Genomic DNA, 18,180 nt, shown 5'->3' with positions numbered 1-18,180 from the left:
GGCAAAGGAATTAGCACCGTGCCATTTTCGGAAACGCCCGGATTCAAACCCTCGAAACAGCATGAACAGCTGGGCTCAGCGTATTACGACGCGGTCGCGCCGGCTGATTTTCCGAGCCTGCGTCTACGTTACCGCAACCAGCGCTGGGCCGAACGAATCGGGCTCGGCAAGCTGTCGGATAGCGACTGGAACGATCATTTCGGCCGCTTCACACCGTTCAAAGGCAGTTTCGCCGAGCCGCTGGCGCTCAGATATCATGGCCACCAGTTCCAGGTTTACAACCCGCAGCTCGGCGACGGACGCGGCTTCCTGTTCGCCCAGTGCTACGACCTCAAAGACGGAAGGTTGCTCGATTTCGGTACCAAGGGCAGCGGCCAGACGCCCTACTCCCGCGACGGCGATGGCCGGCTGACGCTGAAGGGCGGTGTACGCGAGATACTCGCTACCGAGATGCTGGAGGCACTCGGCGTTAACACGTCAAAATCGTTCAGCCTCATCGAAACCGGCGAAGAGCTGTGGCGCGGCGACGAGCCCTCGCCCACGCGCTCATCGGTGCTCGTGCGCCTAAGCCACTCGCACATACGTATCGGCAGCTTCCAGCGCCTGCTCTATCTCGACGAGCACGAGAACATCCTGAAGCTCATGGACTACGCGATCGCAAATTATCTGCCGGAGGCCCAGCGCGAACCCGTTGAAGAGCGTGCCGTTGCGTTTCTGGAGGCGGTCGGCAAGCGCGTCGCCGCGACGGGAGCACGCTGGATGCTGGCCGGCTTCGTCCATGGCGTGCTGAATACGGACAACATCAACATCACGGGCGAAAGCTTCGACTACGGCCCCTGGCGTTTCGCGCCAACGCTCGATCCATCCTTCACCGCTGCCTATTTTGACCAGACGCGGCTTTATGCATTCGGCAGACAACCGGACGTGCTTTTGTGGAACATGACACGCTTGGCGGAATGCCTGCTGCCTTTCGCGCCCAAGGACAAGCTCGAAAACGTTCTGCAAGGCTTCGGCCCGGCATTCCGCGACGCGTTCAACGTCGCGATTCTCGACCGGCTCGGCCTCAGATCGGGAGGAGCCGAAACCGATCAGCGGCTCGCAGGCGCGATCTGGCAGTTCCTGGCCGAAAGCCGGATGCCATTCGAGCGCTTTTTCTTCGACTGGCGCGGGGCTGAAGCAAAGCGTGCAGCCGAAAGTCCGGAAGCCGTTGTCTATGAAAGCACTGCCTTCGGCCCGGTTGGAAAGCTGTTGGCCAAATACGAGCCGCGGGCAGCCGACATCGCCAACCATCCCTACTTCCAGCACACCGAACCCTGCACGATGTTGATCGACGAGGTGGAATCGATCTGGAAACCGATTGCGGACAAGGATGACTGGAATGCGTTCGAGACAAAACTGGCCGCGATCGGCGAAATGCGCGAGGCCTACGCGGGCGCGAACGCCTAGGCGTCGACCAACTCGACGTCAACCACGCCTTTTATCGCCTTGAACGCTGAGGCAATCCTGTTGTCGATCTTGTAGCGGTCAGGCAGAGCCACTTCGACTTCGCCGCCATTTTCAGGCCGAATGACGACCAGGCTGACCTGCCCGTCGCCTTTCTGGCCGAGCTGACGGGTCAATGCTTCAACAGGGCCGGGATCGCGCAGGTAGATGCGCATGGCGCGCTGCATCTGGCTTGCTTCGTCTTCCAGCGAATGCATGGTCTGCACGCGCAGATTCACGCCCTCCGGCCGGTCCTCCGCTGCGACCGTAATCACCACGGATTTGCCCGCTTCGATCAGGTCGCGGTGCTGCGCCAGCGTTTCGGAAAACAGCACCGCCTCGTACTGGCCGCTGGCATCGGAAAGCTGCATCACGCACATCTTGTTGCCGGTGCGTGTACGCCGCTCCTGTTTGGACGAGATGGTTCCTGCCAGGCGCCCTGCGGCGGCGCCTTTCTTCACCGCAAGCTGGAACTCGCCCCAGTTCTGTACCCGCATTTTTTCCAGCAATTGCCGATACTCGTCCAGCGGGTGCGCGGAGAGGTAGAAACCGACGGTCTGGAATTCCTTGTGCAAACGCTCCGCCGGCAGCCACGGCTCAGCCACCGGCAGCCGCAGCGCATCCTTCATACCGCCGCCGGCCTGGCCGAAAATGTCGCCCTGCCCCATCTCGGCGTCGTCGCGCGCCCGGCTTGCAAGCCCCATCATGCGCTCGATGCCGGCCCACATAGCAGCCCGGTCATGGCCGAAACAATCGAGCGCTCCGGCCGCTATCAGGCTCTCCAGCACACGTTTGCCGACGATGCGCGGGTCGACCCGGCCGCAGAAATCCTCCAGGTTTTCGAACGCCTTTTCCTTCCGCACGGCCACAATGTGGTCGACCGCGGCGTCACCTACGCCCTTGATAGCCGCCAGCGAGTAGAAGATGCGGTTTTCGCCGACCTCAAAATCGCGAAAACTGGTTTCCACCGACGGTGCCACCACCTCGATGCCCAGGCGCCGTGCATCCTGCCGGAACTCCGACAGCTTGTCGGTGTTGGCCATGTCGTAATTCATCGACGCGGCCAGGAACTCCACCGGGTAGTGCGCCTTCAGATAGGCAGTCTGATAGGAGACGATTGCGTATGCGGCTGCGTGCGATTTGTTGAAGCCGTAATCGGCGAATTTCGCCAGAAGATCGAAGATGAAATCCGCCTGCTGCTTGGCCAGCCCGCGCTCTACCGCACCATCGACAAAGCGCGTGCGCTGTTTGTCCATCTCGGCGCGGATTTTCTTGCCCATGGCGCGCCGAAGCAGGTCAGCTTCGCCGAGCGAGTAGCCCGACAGCTCCTGCGCGATCTGCATGACCTGTTCCTGGTAAACGATGACGCCCTGCGTCTCCGCTACAAGATGATCGATCTTGGGGTGGATCGAAGCGGTTTCTTCCTCGCCGTTCTTGCGCGCATTGTAGGTCGGGATGTTCTCCATCGGGCCCGGCCGATAGAGCGCCACCAGTGCGATGATGTCCTCGATGCGGTCGGGTTTCATGCCGATCAGCGCTTTGCGCATACCCGCACTTTCAACCTGGAACACGCCGACCACTTCGCCGCGAGACAGCATTTCGTAGGTCTGCGGATCGTCATAGGGAATCTGCGTCAGGTCGATCTCGATGCCGCGCTGCGCAACCAGCTTTACCGCCCGCTCCAGTACGGTCAGCGTCTTCAGGCCGAGAAAGTCGAATTTGACGAGGCCTGCATCCTCGACCTTCTTCATGTTGAACTGCGTCACCGGCATGTCGGATCGCGGATCGCGATACATCGGCACGAGTTCCGATAGCGGCCGGTCGCCGATAACAATGCCCGCGGCATGCGTTGATGCGTGGCGGTAAAGCCCTTCCAGTTTCTGCGCGATATCAAGCAGCGACTGCACGGCAGGCTCGCGCTCTACTTCCTCCGCGAAGCGCGGTTCGTTGGCGATAGCGTCTTTCAGCTTGACCGGGTTCGCCGGGTTGGCCGGCACCATCTTGGTCAGCCGGTCGACCTGGCTGTAGGGCATCTGGAGCACGCGGCCGACATCGCGCAGCACGGCGCGCGCCTGCAGGGTTCCGAAGGTGATGATCTGCGCCACCTGATCGCGCCCGTATTTTTCCTGCACATAGCGGATGACTTCTTCGCGCCGCTCCTGGCAGAAGTCGATGTCGAAGTCGGGCATCGATACACGGTCGGGGTTGAGGAAGCGCTCGAACAGCAATGAGAAGCGCAGCGGGTCGACGTCGGTAATCGTCAGCGCATAGGCGACCAGCGAACCCGCACCCGAGCCGCGCCCCGGCCCGACTGGAATCTCGCGCGACTTGGCCCATTTGATGAAGTCCGCGACGATCAGGAAGTAGCCCGGATATTTCATCCGCTCGATGACACCGAGCTCGAATTCCAAGCGCTCCGTATAGTCGCTCTCGCTGAAGCCGGCAGCCATGCCCTGCGCAGCAAAACGCCGCTGAAGGCCCTCGCGCGCCTGCCGCTTCAATTCGTTGGATTCGGCCAGCAATGCCGTCTCCGCATCGCCGCCCTCATCTGCCGTGAAGCGCGGCAGAATGGGATCGCGGTTCTGTGGATAATAGGAACAGCGTTTCGCAATCTCGATCGTGTTGTCGATTGCCTCCGGCAGATCGGCGAACAGCACCGCCATCTCGCGCTGCGTCTTCAGGTGATTGTCGGGCGTCACCCGCCGGCGGTTGTCCTCCGCTATGACGGAGCCATGCGCGATCGCCATCAACGCATCATGCGCTTCGTAGTCATCGGCGGCGGGGAAGAAGGATTCGTTTGTCGCGACCAGCGGCAATTCGTGCCGGTAGGCGAGTTCGATCGTCGCCGCCTCCACACGCCGGTCAAAGCCCTGCACGCGCTCCAGTTCGACGTAGAGCCGGCTGCCGAACAACTGCCTGAGGCCAAGCAGCCGCTCTTCCGCCTGCTCCTGATGGCCCGAAGCGATCGCCGAACCGATCGGTCCGCGTGGACCGCCGGTCAGACAGATCAGTCCGTCCGCATGGTCGCCGAGCCAGTCGACACGCACAAACACGCCCGCGTCCGGTGGATTGTCGAGATAGGCCCGGCTGACCAGACGGACGAGGTTCGCGTAGCCCGCCTCGGTCGCTGCCAAGAGGACAAGCGGTGCGGAGTTGCGGTCTGCTTTACGCCGGCCGCCCGGCTCATTGTCCGCTGGCTCTCCAAACCGCACATCAAGCTGGCAACCGACGATAGGCTGCACACCGGACCCCGCGGCCTTCTGCGCGAATTCCAGCGCGCCGAAGAGGTTGTTTGTGTCGGTGACGGCAATCGCCGGCGACTGCGTTTCGGCCGCATGTTTGACGATCTTGGCAATTGGCAGCGCGCCTTCCAGGAGCGAATAGGCCGAATGCACCCGCAAATGCACAAACGCGCGGTGCGGTGCGCTTGCCGGTTTTCCGCTATTTGAGGCAGCCTTTGCCGCTTCCCTGATCGGATCTGGTTTGTTTGCCAAAACACTCTGCCCTCGGCCCACCGCAGGGCCGGAATCGGAGTTATTCTTCGGCACCCCGCGCTCCGGGTAAACCCGATAGTTCGGTCATGGACAGGTTTTAGCAACCGCGGCTGCCAGAGCGCCAGGCTCCGGCACCAGCTGATCGGCACCGGCCTCGCTCAATTCGGCCTCGTCGCCATAGCCCCACAACACGCCGATAGCACCGACACCGTTGTTCCGGGCGCCGATTATGTCGTGTTTTCTGTCACCGATCATGCAGGTGCGGCCTGCTTCGATATGCCTGATCTTGAGAATGAACCCGATCAGGTCGGACTTGTCTGAAAGCCGCCCGTCGGCTTCCGACCCATAGACGGTGTCGAAATAGTCCGAGAGACCGAAATGAACGACGATCTCCTCGGCATAGGACTGCAGCTTGGAAGTCGCGACCGCCATGCGGTAACCTTGCGCCGCGAGCAACGCCAACGCCTCGGGAATGCCCTTGATCAGAACGTTCTCGAATTTGCCGACATCGGAATAGCGTTCGCGATAGAACGAGACCGCCTCCGCAACACGCTTTTCATCCTCCGTGGCAAGCAACTCGCGAAACGCGACCTGCAGCGGCGGACCGATGCACCAGCCCAGCGCCTCGGCCGCCGGTGCAATCCGCCCCAACTTCTCGATCGCATACTGGATCGACCTGGTGATGCCCTCGAACGGATCCGTCAGCGTGCCATCAAGGTCGAACAGCAGCGTGCGGGCGGCGGCGTCATTCATGCTAGGCAAATTCCATGATTACTGCGTCCACCGCCAGGCTGTCGCCCGGTTCGGCGTTGATCTTGGAAACGACGAGATCGCGCTCGGCTCGCAGCACGTTTTCCATCTTCATGGCCTCGACAACGGCCAGCGTTTCGCCTGTCTTGACCTCCTGACCCTCCGATACCGCGATCGAAACGACAAGACCGGGCATCGGGCAAAGCAACATTTTTGACGTATCCGGCGGCAGCTTCACCGGCATCAGCTTTTCGAGCTCGGCCATGTTGGGCAGCATCACCCGCGTATCGACGGAAAGGCCGCGCCAGGAAATCCGCATGCCGTTGAGGATCGGCCGCATCTGTGCGGTGACATCCGTATTGCCAACGCTGCCCCGCCAGATGAGCTCACCCGGACGCCAGTCGGAGCATACCTGCTGTGTCTGCCCGCCATCGACGGAGATGATGCAATCGATGGACCCGTTCGTCATCCCGTCGGCGACCGAAACCGCCAGGTAGTCGCCTCCGATCCGCGCCACCCAGTCCTTCTTTAGCCGGCCGCTATGCGGGGCAAGCCGTCCGCCAAGCCGGTCAAGCCGGTCGCGGCGCAGAAGCTCCGCCGTAGCCGCCACCGCGGCCAGAACGGCCTTCTCCTTGTTGTCCGGCAAGGCGGGGTGAAACCCGTCCGGATATTCCTCTGCGATAAATCCTGTCGACAAATCGCCCTTGCGCCAGCGCGGATGCTGCATCAGGGCCGATAGGAACGGCAGGTTATGGCCGATTCCTTCGACGACGAAGCCATCCAGTGCCTCCGCCATGGCGTCGATCGCTTCCATTCGCGTCGGCGCATGAGTGCACAGCTTGGCGATCATCGGGTCGTAGAACATGGATATCTCCGACCCTTCGAAGACACCGGTGTCGTTGCGCACGGTCACTCCGTCGCTGACGCCCTCTTGCGGCGGCCGGTAATGCGTCAACCTGCCGATCGACGGCAGGAAGTTGCGGTACGGATCTTCGGCGTAAAGCCGGCTCTCGACCGCCCAGCCGCTCAGCTTCACATCGCCTTGCTTGATCTTGAGCTTTTCGCCCGCAGCGACACGGATCATCTGTTCGACCAGATCGACGCCGGTGATCAGCTCCGTCACCGGATGCTCGACCTGCAGTCGCGTATTCATTTCAAGGAAATAGAAATTGCGGTCCTTGTCGACGATGAACTCGACCGTTCCGGCGCTCTGGTAATCCACCGCTTTGGCAAGTGCCACGGATTGCTCACCCATGGCCTTACGGGTTTTTTCATCAAGGAAAGGCGAAGGCGCCTCTTCAACCACCTTCTGGTTGCGTCGCTGGATCGAACATTCGCGCTCGCCGAGATAAATGGCGTTGCCATGCGCGTCGGCCAGCACCTGAATTTCGATATGCCGCGGCTCAACCACAAACTTCTCTATGAAGACACGGTCGTCGCCGAACGAGCTTTTGGCCTCCGAGCGCGCGCGATCGAAGCCGTCGCGCACTTCCTTCTCATCCCAGGCAATACGCATGCCTTTGCCGCCGCCGCCTGCTGAGGCTTTGATCATAACCGGGTAGCCGATCTCGCCGGCTATCTTGCGTGCCTCGTCGGCATCCGCAATGACGCCGATATGGCCCGGCACCGTGTTCACCTTGGCCTCGTTGGCGAATTTCTTCGACTCGATCTTGTCGCCCATGGCCTCGATCGCCCTGGGCTTGGGCCCGATGAAGACGATGCCTTCCTTTTCGAGAGCGGTGCAGAAGGAGGCGCGTTCCGACAGGAAGCCGTATCCGGGATGAACGGCCTCGGCGCCGGTTTCCTTACAGGCTGCTACGATGCGCTCGCTTAAGAGGTAGCTCTCGCTCGCGGGCGGCGGTCCGATATGCACAGCCTCGTCGGCCATCTCGACATGCAGGGCGTTGGCATCCGCGTCGGAATAGACGGCAACGGTGGCGATCCCCATGCGCTTCGCGGTCTTGATGACCCTGCAGGCGATTTCACCGCGATTGGCAATAAGTATCTTCTTGAACATGCAGCCACCGGCCTCCTGACGCCTATCCGTTTTATGGACCGGGTTTGAGGCGTCAAGGCGCATCTTTGCAGAGCGGCTGCGCATGGCACGCTCGCCAGCACCGGTCAGCGCAGCTGAGGGCCTTGATCGCACCGGCGAAAGCTGAAACCGTGCGCAAATATCATTTGCGAAGGAAATCTGGATAATGAAAACACGTGCCGCCGTCGCCGTTGCAGCAGGCAAGCCACTGGAAATCATGGAAGTTGATCTCGAAGGCCCGCGCGAAGGCGAGGTTCTGGTCGAGATCAAGGCGACGGGCATTTGTCATACGGATGAGTTTACGCTGTCGGGCGCAGATCCCGAGGGCATCTTTCCCGCTATCCTCGGTCATGAAGGCGCGGGCGTGGTGGTCGATGTCGGCCCCGGCGTAACCAGCGTGAAGAAGGGCGATCACGTTATTCCGCTATATACGCCCGAATGCCGCTCTTGCCCGTCCTGCCTGTCGCGCAAGACGAATCTCTGCACCGCGATCCGCGCCACGCAGGGCCAGGGCCTGATGCCCGACGGCACCAGCCGCTTCTCGATCGGCAAGGACAAGCTGTTCCATTACATGGGCTGCTCGACCTTTGCCAATCACACGGTTCTGCCGGAAATCGCGGTTGCCAAGGTCAATCCCGACGCCCCCTTCGACAAGATTTGCTATATCGGCTGCGGTGTAACGACCGGCGTCGGCGCGGTGCTCAACACCGCCAAGGTGACGCCAGGCGCTACGGCAATCGTTTTCGGCCTCGGCGGCATCGGCCTCAACGTCATTCAGGGCCTCCGGCTGGCCGGCGCCGACATGATCATCGGCGTCGATCTCAACAACTCGAAGAAGGAATGGGGCGAACGCTTTGGAATGACTCACTTTGTCAATCCGAAGGAGGTCGGCGGAGATCTCGTACCTCACCTCGTCAACATGACCAAGCGCGGCGCCGACCAGATCGGCGGTGCCGACTACACATTCGACTGCACGGGCAACGTGAAGGTGATGCGGGACGCGCTGGAAAGCGCGCATCGGGGTTGGGGTGAATCGATTATCATCGGCGTTGCCGGTGCTGGTCAGGAGATTTCCACCCGTCCTTTCCAGCTCGTCACCGGTCGCGTCTGGAAAGGCACAGCCTTCGGCGGCGCGCGCGGACGCACCGACGTGCCGAAAATCGTCGACTGGTACATGGAAGGCAAGATCGACATCGATCCGATGATCACGCACACGCTTTCGCTTGACGAGATCAACAAGGGTTTCGACCTCATGCATGCGGGTGAGAGTATCCGCAGCGTCGTGGTCTACTGAGGGTCCACTCCATGCTTTTTCCGCCCACCATCGCCGGCAGCCTGCCCAAGCCGGGATGGCTGGCGGAAACAGAAAAGCTCTGGCCGAAATGGAAGCTTGAAGGCGGCGCGCTCGAACAGGCCAAGCGCGACGCCGCGCTCATCTGGATCAAGCTGCAGGAAGAGGCCGGCATCGCCACCGTGTCGGACGGCGAGCAGTTCCGCACCCATTTCGTGCACGGCTTCCTGGAAACGATCGAGGGCATCGACTGGGACCTCAAGACCAAAATGGGCATCCGAAACAATCGTTATGTCGTGGATGTGCCGACGGTTACCGCGCCGCCGAAGCGCAGCCGCCCGGTGCACCGCGACGAGGCGGCTTTCTGCCGCGAACATGCGACCGGCCACCTGAAATTCACTCTGCCCGGCCCGATGACGATCTGCGACACGCTGGCCGACGGCCATTATGGCCGCCGTGCCGACATGGCGATGGCCTTTGCCGAAATACTCAATGAGGAAGCGCTCGAGCTCGAAGCAGCCGGCTGCGACGTCATCCAGTTCGACGAACCGGCCTTCAATGCGTTCATGGACGACGCCTGCGAATGGGGCATCGCGACGCTTGAGCGCGCAGCGCGTGGCCTCAAATGCCGGACAGCGGTGCACATTTGTTATGGCTACGGCATCGAGGCCAACATCGAGTGGAAGAAAACGCTGGGCGACGAGTGGCGGCAATATGAGCAGATATTCCCGGCCATCAACGCCTCGAAGATCGATCAGGTGTCGCTCGAATGCGCCAACTCGCACGTGCCGATTTCGCTGATCGAGCTGTTGCCCGACAAGGAGCTGCTCGTCGGCTCGATCGACGTTGCCAGCAACAAGATAGAAACACCTGAAGAAGTTGCCTCCGTCATTGAAACCGCACTCGGCCACGCCGATGCGGAACGAATTCAGCCCTGCACCAATTGCGGGCTGGCGCCGCTGTCACGCGAGGTGGCGGAAGGCAAACTGCGGGCGCTTGGCGCAGGCGCCGAGCTGGCGCGCAAGCGTTTCGGCTGATCGTCGGCAAAGGCGCTTTACCGCATCGCGCAGCGGAACTAAATTGAGGTGCAGGCACTCGCCGGCGCACGTTCCCGACAATGACTGAAGAGGCCACAGCATGATTCCTGCTGGCAATAACCTGTTTGTCGTCACGGGCGGCCCAGGCGCGGGCAAAACCACCCTGCTGGAGGCAGCTGCGACGGCGGGATATCGCACCGTGCCGGAATCCGGGCGAGCCATCATCAGGCTGCAGGAAGCAATAGGAGGCCGCGCCCTCCACTACGCCGATAGCGCCGCATATGCGGAGCTGATGCTCGACCGCGACATGCAGAATCACCAGCTATTTGCGGCGTCAGACGGGGCCTTTCTGTTCGACCGCGGCGTGCCGGACCTGGTCGGATATTGCCGGCTTGTCGGCATCGAGGATGCAGAGCATTTCTACCGTGCCGCCGAACTTTTCTGCTACAATCGCAAGGTATTTCTGGCACCGCCCTGGCGCGACATCTATGTCCAGGACAATCAGCGGCAGCAGGACTGGAGCGAGGCCGTGCACACGTTCGAATGCATCGCCAACGCCTACAGCGAGCTCGGCTACGATCTGATCGAACTGCCGCTAGCGCCGGTGGCCGAGCGTCTGGCTTTTCTGGAGGACGAGGTCGCCATTGCCCTCTGATGCTCCCGTTCTTTACGTCGACGCCGACGCCTGCCCGGTAAAGGACGAGGCAACGCGTGTCGCCGCGCGTCACGGCATCGTGGTGACGTTCGTTTCGAACGGCGGCTTGCGCCCGTCCCGCGACCCCATGGTACGGCATGTCGTGGTGGCCAAGAGCGCCGACGCTGCCGACGACTGGATCGTGGAGCAACTCCAGCCGGGCGACATTGTCGTGACCTCCGATGTGCCGCTCGCCGCACGCACTGTGGAAGCTGAAGCGACCGCGATCGCACCGACAGGCCGTCTTTTCACGGAAGAGAGCATCGGCATGGCTGTCGCGATGCGCGATCTCAAACAGCACCTGCGCGAGACGGGCGAGATCAAGGGCTACAATCCGGGCTTCTCGGCGCGCGACCGGTCGGCATTTCTCTCCGCGCTGGATCAGCTTGTGCGGCGCGCCGTCCGCGCTGCCGGGGACTAGGCGATCACGCTCGATTTGAAGTTAAGGTGATCGCCATCCCGAAACTCGACGGTAGATAATGCCGTTCCTGAACCCGACGACACGAAATAACGGTTGGAGCGGGAGGAGCAGAGATGTCGGAGCCGAGCGAAACACAAGAGGCCAGGCCAAAGGCCGGCAAGCTGATCTACAAACAGACGCTGGCAACGCGCCTCACGCACTGGGTCTGGGCTCTCAGCCTGTTCTTCCTTCTTCTGAGCGGGCTGCAGATATTCAACGCACATCCCGCGCTTTACATCGGCGATCAGTCTGGCTTCGCATTCGACAACGCTGTCCTGCGCATCGGTGGCGAGCGCACACCGGATGCCGGCCGCAGGGGATTTGTCGAACTGCTGGGCACCAAGTTCGACACGTCGGGCTGGCTCGGCCTCTATCGAGATGACAACGGCATAATCCAGAATCGAGCTTTTCCCGGCTGGATGACGATCCCCTCCTATTACGACCTCGCGACCGGCCGCGTGGTGCATTTCTTCTTCGCCTGGATATTCGCGATCACCCTGATCACATGGCTCGTTGCCGCGCTGGTGAGCGGCCACTTCCGCCGCGATATCCTGCCGCGATGGCGCGACATCCGCGCATTGCCACGCGATCTCGCCGACCATCTGCGGCTGCGCTTCCACCATCGCCGCGAATACAACGTGCTGCAGAAGCTGAGCTATGCGGGCGTGCTACTGGTTCTCATGCCGCTGATGATCGCGACGGGGCTGGCAATGTCGCCTGGCTTCAACGCCGCCGCCCCGTGGCTGGCGGATATTCTGGGTGGCCGGCAGACGGCGCGCACGATCCACTTCGTCACGATGCTTCTGCTGGTCGGCTTCTTCGTCATCCACATCGTGATGGTGCTGGCGGCCGGTCCAATCAACGAGCTGCGCTCGATAATCACCGGCTGGTACAGGGCCGACGCAACCGAAAATGAGGAGCGCTGAGATGAGCAGGATCATGATGAACCGCCGCAAACTGCTGACGATTGGCTCGGTCGCCGGCACCTCCGCGCTCGTTTCGGGCTGTGACGCCTTCGATGGCGTGCTGGCGGGCAGAAGCCCGGTCCGCAACTTCATGGAGAGCACGGCCAACGGGCTCTCCTACCGGGTGCAGCGTTTTCTGATCGGCGGCCACTCGCTGGCCCAGGAGTTCGCCGAAGCCGATATCCGCCAGCCCATGCGGCCAAACGGCATCACGGCGCCGGCCGACGACACCTATAAGGCGCTTTCCGCAAACGCTTTCGCCGACTACCGGCTGGAGGTCGGCGGCATGGTGCAAAAGCCGCTCTCGCTGTCATTGGTCGAACTGATGACCATGCCGGCGCGCACCCAGATCACGCGACACGACTGCGTCGAAGGATGGAGCTGCATCGCCAAGTGGACCGGCGTGCCGCTGTCGCAGGTTCTCGATCTCGCAGTGGTGAAATCGGAAGCGCGTTACATCGTCTTCCACTGCCTTGATACGATCGAACGCGGCCTCTCCGGCGAGGTGAAATACTACGAATCCATCGACCTCGTGGATGCGCGCCACCCGCAGACGATCCTCGCTTACGGGATGAACGACGAACGGCTTCCGGTCTCAAATGGCGCGCCGCTGCGCCTGCGCGTCGAACGCCAGCTCGGCTACAAGATGGCCAAGTATATCCGCGCCATCGAGGTCGTTTCCGATCTGGCTGCATTCGGTTTCGGCAAGGGCGGCTATTGGGAAGACCGCGGCTACGAGTGGTACGCCGGCATCTGACACGCCGACACCCTGGAGATCGGCCGCAACCAGACGGCCGATTCTCTCCTTTCCTTGCGAAAAATAACGCAAAAGCGCGTCAAATCGCGCAATTCCGGGCCGTGACCTTGCGTCTGGCGGCTCGATGGCTATGTTCCAGCCCACAGCGCCATGCGCGCAACAAAAATCACCCCAACAAGGAGCGTTTAACGGTGTCCGACACCGCCACGATCTATTCCGACGTCCCCGACAACGACACGATGGGCGGCCGTATGCTGCGCGCCCGCGATGCCGCAGGTCTCTCGCTTGCTGAGCTGGCGCGCCGTCTCGGCGTTCAGTCCAACACCGTTCAAGCATGGGAAAACGACCGCTCGCAGCCGCGCGCCAACCGTCTTTCGATGCTCGCAGGCGTTCTCGATGTGAGCCTGTCATGGCTCCTGCACGGCGTCGGCGCTGGCCCGAACGACGAAAGCCGCGCCGAGCTCTATAAGTCCGTATCGCTGCAGCTGGAGCGCTTGCGCCGGCTGCAGAGCGAATCGGCGAAAGTCGCTGCCAAGATCGAGCGCGACATGCAGCGCCTCACCTCAGGCGCCTGAAAACCCGTGCATTTGCACGGCCTTGGCATGAAGTGACGTGACAGGTGACAAAGGCGGCGCGTTAGGCTAGCGTCGCCGGCGTCGAGGATCCAAAAGATCCTGCCGGCCCGCGGGAGAGAGCAGCTCAGGCTGCCGCCGAAGGGGAAATCGCCCGAAATCTCTCAGGCAAACGTACCGCGGATCGGTAACGACACTCTGGAAAGTCGGGGCATATGCCCCGCGCCGAAGGTGTAAGCGTGGTCGACAGAGTTCCGGCTGCGCGAGTCTCTCAGGCTTCCGACAGAGGGGCACGAAACGCTGCGAAAGCAGAATTGCGTGCGCTTGTCTGGAGGGCCTATGGGAGACGCGGGCGAACTGAAAGAACTACCTCTCAAACATCTGCATGAGAGTGCCGGCGCGCGCTTTGGCGGCTTTGTCGGCTGGTCAATGCCTATCACTTACCCGGCCGGCGTGATGAAGGAACACCTTCATACGCGCGAGCATGCCGGTCTCTTCGACATTTCGCATATGCGGCTGTTCGATCTCGAAGGGCCTGACGCCGAGAAGCTCTTGGCGCGCGCATGCCCACTGGATCCAGCGCAGCTTGGCACGGGACAGTCGAAGCTGACGCTTCTGCTCAACGATACCGCCGGCATTCTGGACGATCTCATCGTCACCCGCCTCGGCCCCGCCCGCTTCAAGGTCGTTGCCAATGCGGGCAACGCGGAGAGCGACGAAGCGCATTTGCGAGAGCTGGCGAAGGGCCATGATTGCGCCATCGAGCCGCTCGACCGCGTCTTCCTCGCTCTTCAGGGGCCGGCCGCCGAAGCGGTTCTGAAGGACTGCGGCCTCGATCTCTCGCACCTTTATTTCATGCAGGGCTTCGAGCCACGCGAGGGCTGGTTCGCCAGCCGCTCGGGCTATACCGGCGAAGACGGCTTCGAGCTTGCCATGCCAGTCGCCGATGCAACCGAAATGGCTGAAAAGCTGCTTGCCGATGAACGCGTCATGTGGATCGGCCTCGCCGCCCGAGACAGTCTTCGGCTGGAGGCCGGGCTGTGCCTCCATGGCCAGGATATTACGGCCGATATCACGCCGGTCGAAGCCGCGCTTCTCTGGACAATTCCCAAGGAGCTGCGCGACGGCGGCACCTATGTAGGATCGCAGGCGCTGGTTGCCGCGCGCGCCACAGGTGCTTCGCGAAAGCGCGTCGGCCTGATGCCGGAAGGCCGGCAGCCGGTTCGCGCAGGAACGCCGCTCGTCGACAGCAGCGGCGGACCGGCCGGGCAGATCACCTCCGGCGGCTTCGGCCCCTCGGCCGGCGCACCGGTGGCGATGGGCTATGTCCAGACCGATCTCATCAAGGCCGAGGCGGAGCTTTTCGCCGAGGTCCGCGGCAACCGCATCCCGGTCCGCATCCACCCCCTTCCCTTCACTCCTCATCACTACCGCAAAGGATAAGCCTGATGGCCACTGTCTATTACACCGACGATCACGAATGGATCAGCGTCGACAACGGCGTCGCCACGGTCGGCATTACCGACTACGCGCAGGAACAGCTCGGCGATCTGGTTTTCGTAGAGCTGCCGGAAGTAGGCAAATCGCTCTCGAAGGGCGACGCCGCGGTGGTGGTGGAATCGGTGAAAGCCGCTTCCGACGTTTATGCCCCGGTCGATGGCGACGTGACCGCCGTCAACGAAAAGCTGAATGACGACCCGGCGCTCGTGAACTCCGCGGCGGCCGGCGATGGCTGGCTCTGGAAGATGAAGCTCGCCGACGAAACGCAGCTTGAAGGCCTCATGGACGAGGCCGGCTACCAGGCAATGATTGGCTGAGGCACCTCCTATGACCGCACCGTCACTTCCCTTCGCCGGCCGTCATATCGGACCCGGCCCGCAGGACACGCGCGCAATGCTCAACGCGCTCGGCATGACCTCGCTCGATGCCCTGATCGGCCAGACCGTGCCGAAATCGATCCGGCTCGACCGTCCGCTCGATCTGCCGGCGGCGGCATCCGAGGCCGAGGCACTTGCCGAGCTTTCGGCAATCATGGCGGACAACAGACTGTCGAAGAGTTTCATCGGTGCCGGCTATCACGGTGTGCATGTGCCGCCGGTCATGCTGCGCAACATGTTCGAGAACCCGGCCTGGTACACGGCCTATACGCCCTACCAGTCCGAGATCAGCCAGGGCCGGCTGGAGATGCTGTTCCATTTTCAGACGCTGGTTGCGGAGCTGACGGGCCTGCCTGTCGCTTCCGCATCGCTGCTCGATGAGGCGACCGCCGCCGCCGAGGCGATGGGTATTGCGTGGCGCCACCACCGCGGCAAACGCAACCGCATAGTGCTCGCCGGCGAATTGCATCCGCAGACTGTCGATGTGTTGAAAACGCGCGCTGAGCCGCTGGAGATCGCCATCGACACAGACGGCGTCGACGACACCGCCGCCGCTCTCTTCGTTCCATGGCCGGACACCAATGGCGTCTATTCCGATCATGCAGACCTGATCGGCCAGGCTAAGGCAGCCGATGTCGTCGTTGTTTTCGTCGCCGACCCGCTTGCACTGACGCTAATGGAACCGCCCGCAGACCATGGTGCGGAGATTGCTGTCGGCTCCATGCAGCGCTTCGGCGTGCCTATGGGCTATGGCGGCCCGCACGCCGCTTACTGCGCGGTTTCCGACCGCCTGACCCGTCTGATGCCCGGCCGTCTCGTCGGACAGTCCGTCGACGCGCATGGCCGCCCGGGATACAGGCTCGCGCTGCAAACGCGCGAGCAGCACATCCGCCGCGACAAGGCGACATCCAACATCTGCACCGCGCAGGCGCTGCTCGCTAACATGGCAGCGGCCTACGCGATCTGGCACGGGCCCGAGGGACTGCAGCGTATTGCGGGCGATATCCACGCCCTTGCCACGCGCTTCGCGTCGGCACTCGCCAAAGCGGGTGTCGAAGTTGCGGGCGGCCGGCACTTCGACACCGTGACGGCAACGGTTCCCGGCAAGGCGAAAGCGATTGCCGCAGCCGCGGAGAAATCCGGCCGCCTGTTGCGCGTGCTGGGCGACGACCGGCTCAGCATCACCTTCGACGAAACCTCGACCGAAGACGACCTTGCAGCGCTTTGTGAGCTGTTCGGCGCGAGGGCGCAGGCTGCAGAGGCAACCGCCCTGCCCGGCAAACCGCGCGATGCCGAGCATTTCATGACCCAGCCGGTGTTCCACCAGAACCGGTCGGAAACCGGCATGATGCGCTTCCTGCGGCGGCTGGCTGACAAGGATCTGGCGCTCGACCGTGCCATGATCCCGCTCGGCTCCTGCACGATGAAGCTCAACGCCGCGGCAGAGATGCAGCCGGTGAGCTGGCCGACAGTTGCCAACCTGCATCCCTTCGCGCCGGCCGAACATGCCGCCGGCTACCGCAAGATGACCGATCAACTGGAAAACTGGCTGGGCGAGATTACGGGTTTTGATGCGGTGTCTCTGCAGCCCAACGCAGGCAGCCAGGGCGAATATGCCGGCCTGCTCGCCATCCGCGCCTGGCATCGCGCGAACGGAGGCGAAAACCGCACCGTCTGCCTTATCCCCTCCTCCGCGCATGGCACCAATCCGGCCAGCGCTTCGATGGCTGGGCTCGATGTGGTCGTGGTGAAGTGCACCGAGAGCGGCGACATCGATGTCGAGGACCTGAAGGCGAAGGCCGCTGAGCATGCCGAAAGGCTGGCGGCGCTGATGATCACTTACCCGTCCACCCATGGCGTATTCGAGGAAGGCGTGCGCGACATGTGCGCCGTTATTCACGAACATGGCGGCCAGGTTTATCTGGACGGCGCCAATCTCAACGCATTGGTTGGCCTCGCGCGCCCTGGCGATCTGGGCGCCGATGTCTGCCACATGAACCTGCACAAGACCTTCTGTATCCCGCATGGCGGCGGCGGTCCGGGCATCGGCCCGATCGGCGTGAAGGCGCATCTGGCGCCCTTTCTCCCCGGCCATGTCGGCCTCGGTTCGGACGGCGCGGTCGCGGCAGCTCCCTTCGGTAGCGCGTCGATCCTGCCTATCACCTGGATGTATATCCGCATGATGGGTGCCGACGGTCTGAAACACGCAACGGAGATGGCGATCCTGTCGGCCAACTACGTGGCCGAACAGCTGAAATCCCACTATCCGGTGCTTTATCAGGGCCGCAACAACCGTGTCGCACATGAGTGCATTCTCGATACCCGCGTGCTGAAGGACAGCGCAGGCGTCACTGTCGAGGACATCGCCAAGCGGCTGATCGACTACGGCTTCCACGCGCCGACCATGTCATGGCCGGTCGCGGGAACGCTGATGGTGGAACCGACGGAGTCGGAGCCCAAGGAGGAGCTCGACCGCTTCTGCGAGGCGATGATCGCGATTGCCGACGAGGCGGCCAAGGTTGCTTCCGGCGAGTGGCCGGCAGACGACAATCCGCTGCGCAACGCACCGCATACGGCAGCCGACGCACTAGCCGATGAATGGAGCCATCCCTATTCGCGGCAGGTCGCGGCCTATCCGAATGCCGATCCGGTTGAGGCAGCCAAATACTGGCCGCCCGTTTCGCGGATCGACAATGTTGCGGGTGACAGAAACCTCGTGTGCACCTGCCCGCCTATCGAAGCGTTGGCGAGCTAGCTGAATTGGTC

General features: G+C 62.3%; 14 protein-coding genes and 1 riboswitch. Of the genes, 11 read left to right on the top strand and 3 right to left on the bottom strand.

The genetic code is table 11. The features are described from left to right. The first annotated feature begins 18 nt into the window (after positions 1–18). Positions 19–1,446 (top strand): protein adenylyltransferase SelO, encoded by a 1,428-nt coding sequence (locus EP165_RS13570; protein ID WP_127523342.1) that lies wholly within the window; start codon positions 19–21, stop codon positions 1,444–1,446. Here EP165_RS13570 and dnaE read toward each other — a convergent pair. The 3 genes from dnaE to EP165_RS13555 all read right to left on the bottom strand — a co-directional run bounded on the left by dnaE (position 1,443) and on the right by EP165_RS13555 (position 7,743). Beyond that, on the bottom strand, positions 1,443–4,976 hold the full coding sequence (dnaE, locus tag EP165_RS13565) for a DNA polymerase III subunit alpha (RefSeq protein ID WP_127523341.1): 3,534 nt from the start codon (positions 4,974–4,976) through the stop codon (positions 1,443–1,445). The two genes, EP165_RS13570 and dnaE, sit on opposite strands and share 4 nt — an antisense overlap. An 84-nt stretch (positions 4,977–5,060) precedes the next feature. Continuing rightward, on the bottom strand, positions 5,061–5,729 hold the full coding sequence (locus tag EP165_RS13560) for an HAD-IA family hydrolase (RefSeq protein ID WP_127523340.1): 669 nt from the start codon (positions 5,727–5,729) through the stop codon (positions 5,061–5,063). A 1-nt stretch (position 5,730) separates the two neighbouring features. After that, the gene (locus EP165_RS13555; protein WP_127523339.1) at positions 5,731–7,743 is read right to left on the bottom strand and encodes an acetyl-CoA carboxylase biotin carboxylase subunit; all 2,013 of its coding nucleotides are present in this window, start codon (positions 7,741–7,743) and stop codon (positions 5,731–5,733) included. A 184-nt stretch (positions 7,744–7,927) separates the two neighbouring features. Between EP165_RS13555 and EP165_RS13550 the strand changes: the two genes are divergently transcribed. The 10 genes from EP165_RS13550 to gcvP all read left to right on the top strand — a co-directional run bounded on the left by EP165_RS13550 (position 7,928) and on the right by gcvP (position 18,169). Beyond that, complete coding sequence (locus EP165_RS13550) at positions 7,928–9,055, top strand: S-(hydroxymethyl)glutathione dehydrogenase/class III alcohol dehydrogenase (protein WP_127523338.1); 1,128 nt, start codon at positions 7,928–7,930, stop codon at positions 9,053–9,055. Between the two features lie 11 nt (positions 9,056–9,066). Beyond that, the gene (locus EP165_RS13545; protein ID WP_127523337.1) at positions 9,067–10,089 is read left to right on the top strand and encodes a methionine synthase; all 1,023 of its coding nucleotides are present in this window, start codon (positions 9,067–9,069) and stop codon (positions 10,087–10,089) included. 100 nt (positions 10,090–10,189) lie between these two features. Continuing rightward, positions 10,190–10,744, top strand: a complete 555-nt coding sequence (locus EP165_RS13540) for an AAA family ATPase (RefSeq protein ID WP_127523336.1) — start codon at positions 10,190–10,192, stop codon at positions 10,742–10,744. Next, positions 10,734–11,204, top strand: coding sequence for a YaiI/YqxD family protein (locus EP165_RS13535; RefSeq protein WP_127523335.1), 471 nt, complete (start codon positions 10,734–10,736; stop codon positions 11,202–11,204). The genes EP165_RS13540 and EP165_RS13535 overlap by 11 nt, the downstream gene beginning before the upstream one ends. Before the next feature lie 113 nt (positions 11,205–11,317). Then, positions 11,318–12,169: a cytochrome b/b6 domain-containing protein gene (locus EP165_RS13530; RefSeq protein WP_127523334.1), complete on the top strand. Its 852-nt coding sequence runs from the start codon at positions 11,318–11,320 to the stop codon at positions 12,167–12,169. A 1-nt stretch (position 12,170) separates the two neighbouring features. Beyond that, positions 12,171–12,965: a molybdopterin-binding protein gene (locus EP165_RS13525; protein WP_127523333.1), complete on the top strand. Its 795-nt coding sequence runs from the start codon at positions 12,171–12,173 to the stop codon at positions 12,963–12,965. A gap of 191 nt (positions 12,966–13,156) precedes the next feature. After that, entirely contained in the window at positions 13,157–13,540 is a 384-nt protein-coding gene (locus tag EP165_RS13520) for a helix-turn-helix domain-containing protein (RefSeq protein ID WP_164743034.1), read from the top strand. Between the two features lie 100 nt (positions 13,541–13,640). After that, positions 13,641–13,727, top strand: a riboswitch (glycine riboswitch). A 149-nt stretch (positions 13,728–13,876) separates the two neighbouring features. Then, positions 13,877–14,980, top strand: coding sequence for a glycine cleavage system aminomethyltransferase GcvT (gcvT, locus tag EP165_RS13515; RefSeq protein ID WP_127523332.1), 1,104 nt, complete (start codon positions 13,877–13,879; stop codon positions 14,978–14,980). Between the two features lie 5 nt (positions 14,981–14,985). Beyond that, positions 14,986–15,354 (top strand): glycine cleavage system protein GcvH, encoded by a 369-nt coding sequence (gcvH, locus tag EP165_RS13510; protein ID WP_127523331.1) that lies wholly within the window; start codon positions 14,986–14,988, stop codon positions 15,352–15,354. Between the two features lie 10 nt (positions 15,355–15,364). Further along, the gene (gene gcvP / locus EP165_RS13505) at positions 15,365–18,169 is read left to right on the top strand and encodes an aminomethyl-transferring glycine dehydrogenase (protein WP_127523330.1); all 2,805 of its coding nucleotides are present in this window, start codon (positions 15,365–15,367) and stop codon (positions 18,167–18,169) included. The last annotated feature ends 11 nt before the right edge of the window (positions 18,170–18,180 follow it).

Origin of the sequence: Mesorhizobium sp. Z1-4 (genome assembly GCF_004000235.1) — a bacterium.
Lineage (GTDB): Bacteria > Pseudomonadota > Alphaproteobacteria > Rhizobiales > Rhizobiaceae > RCIO01.
This window is presented reverse-complemented; position numbering and strand designations above follow the sequence as displayed.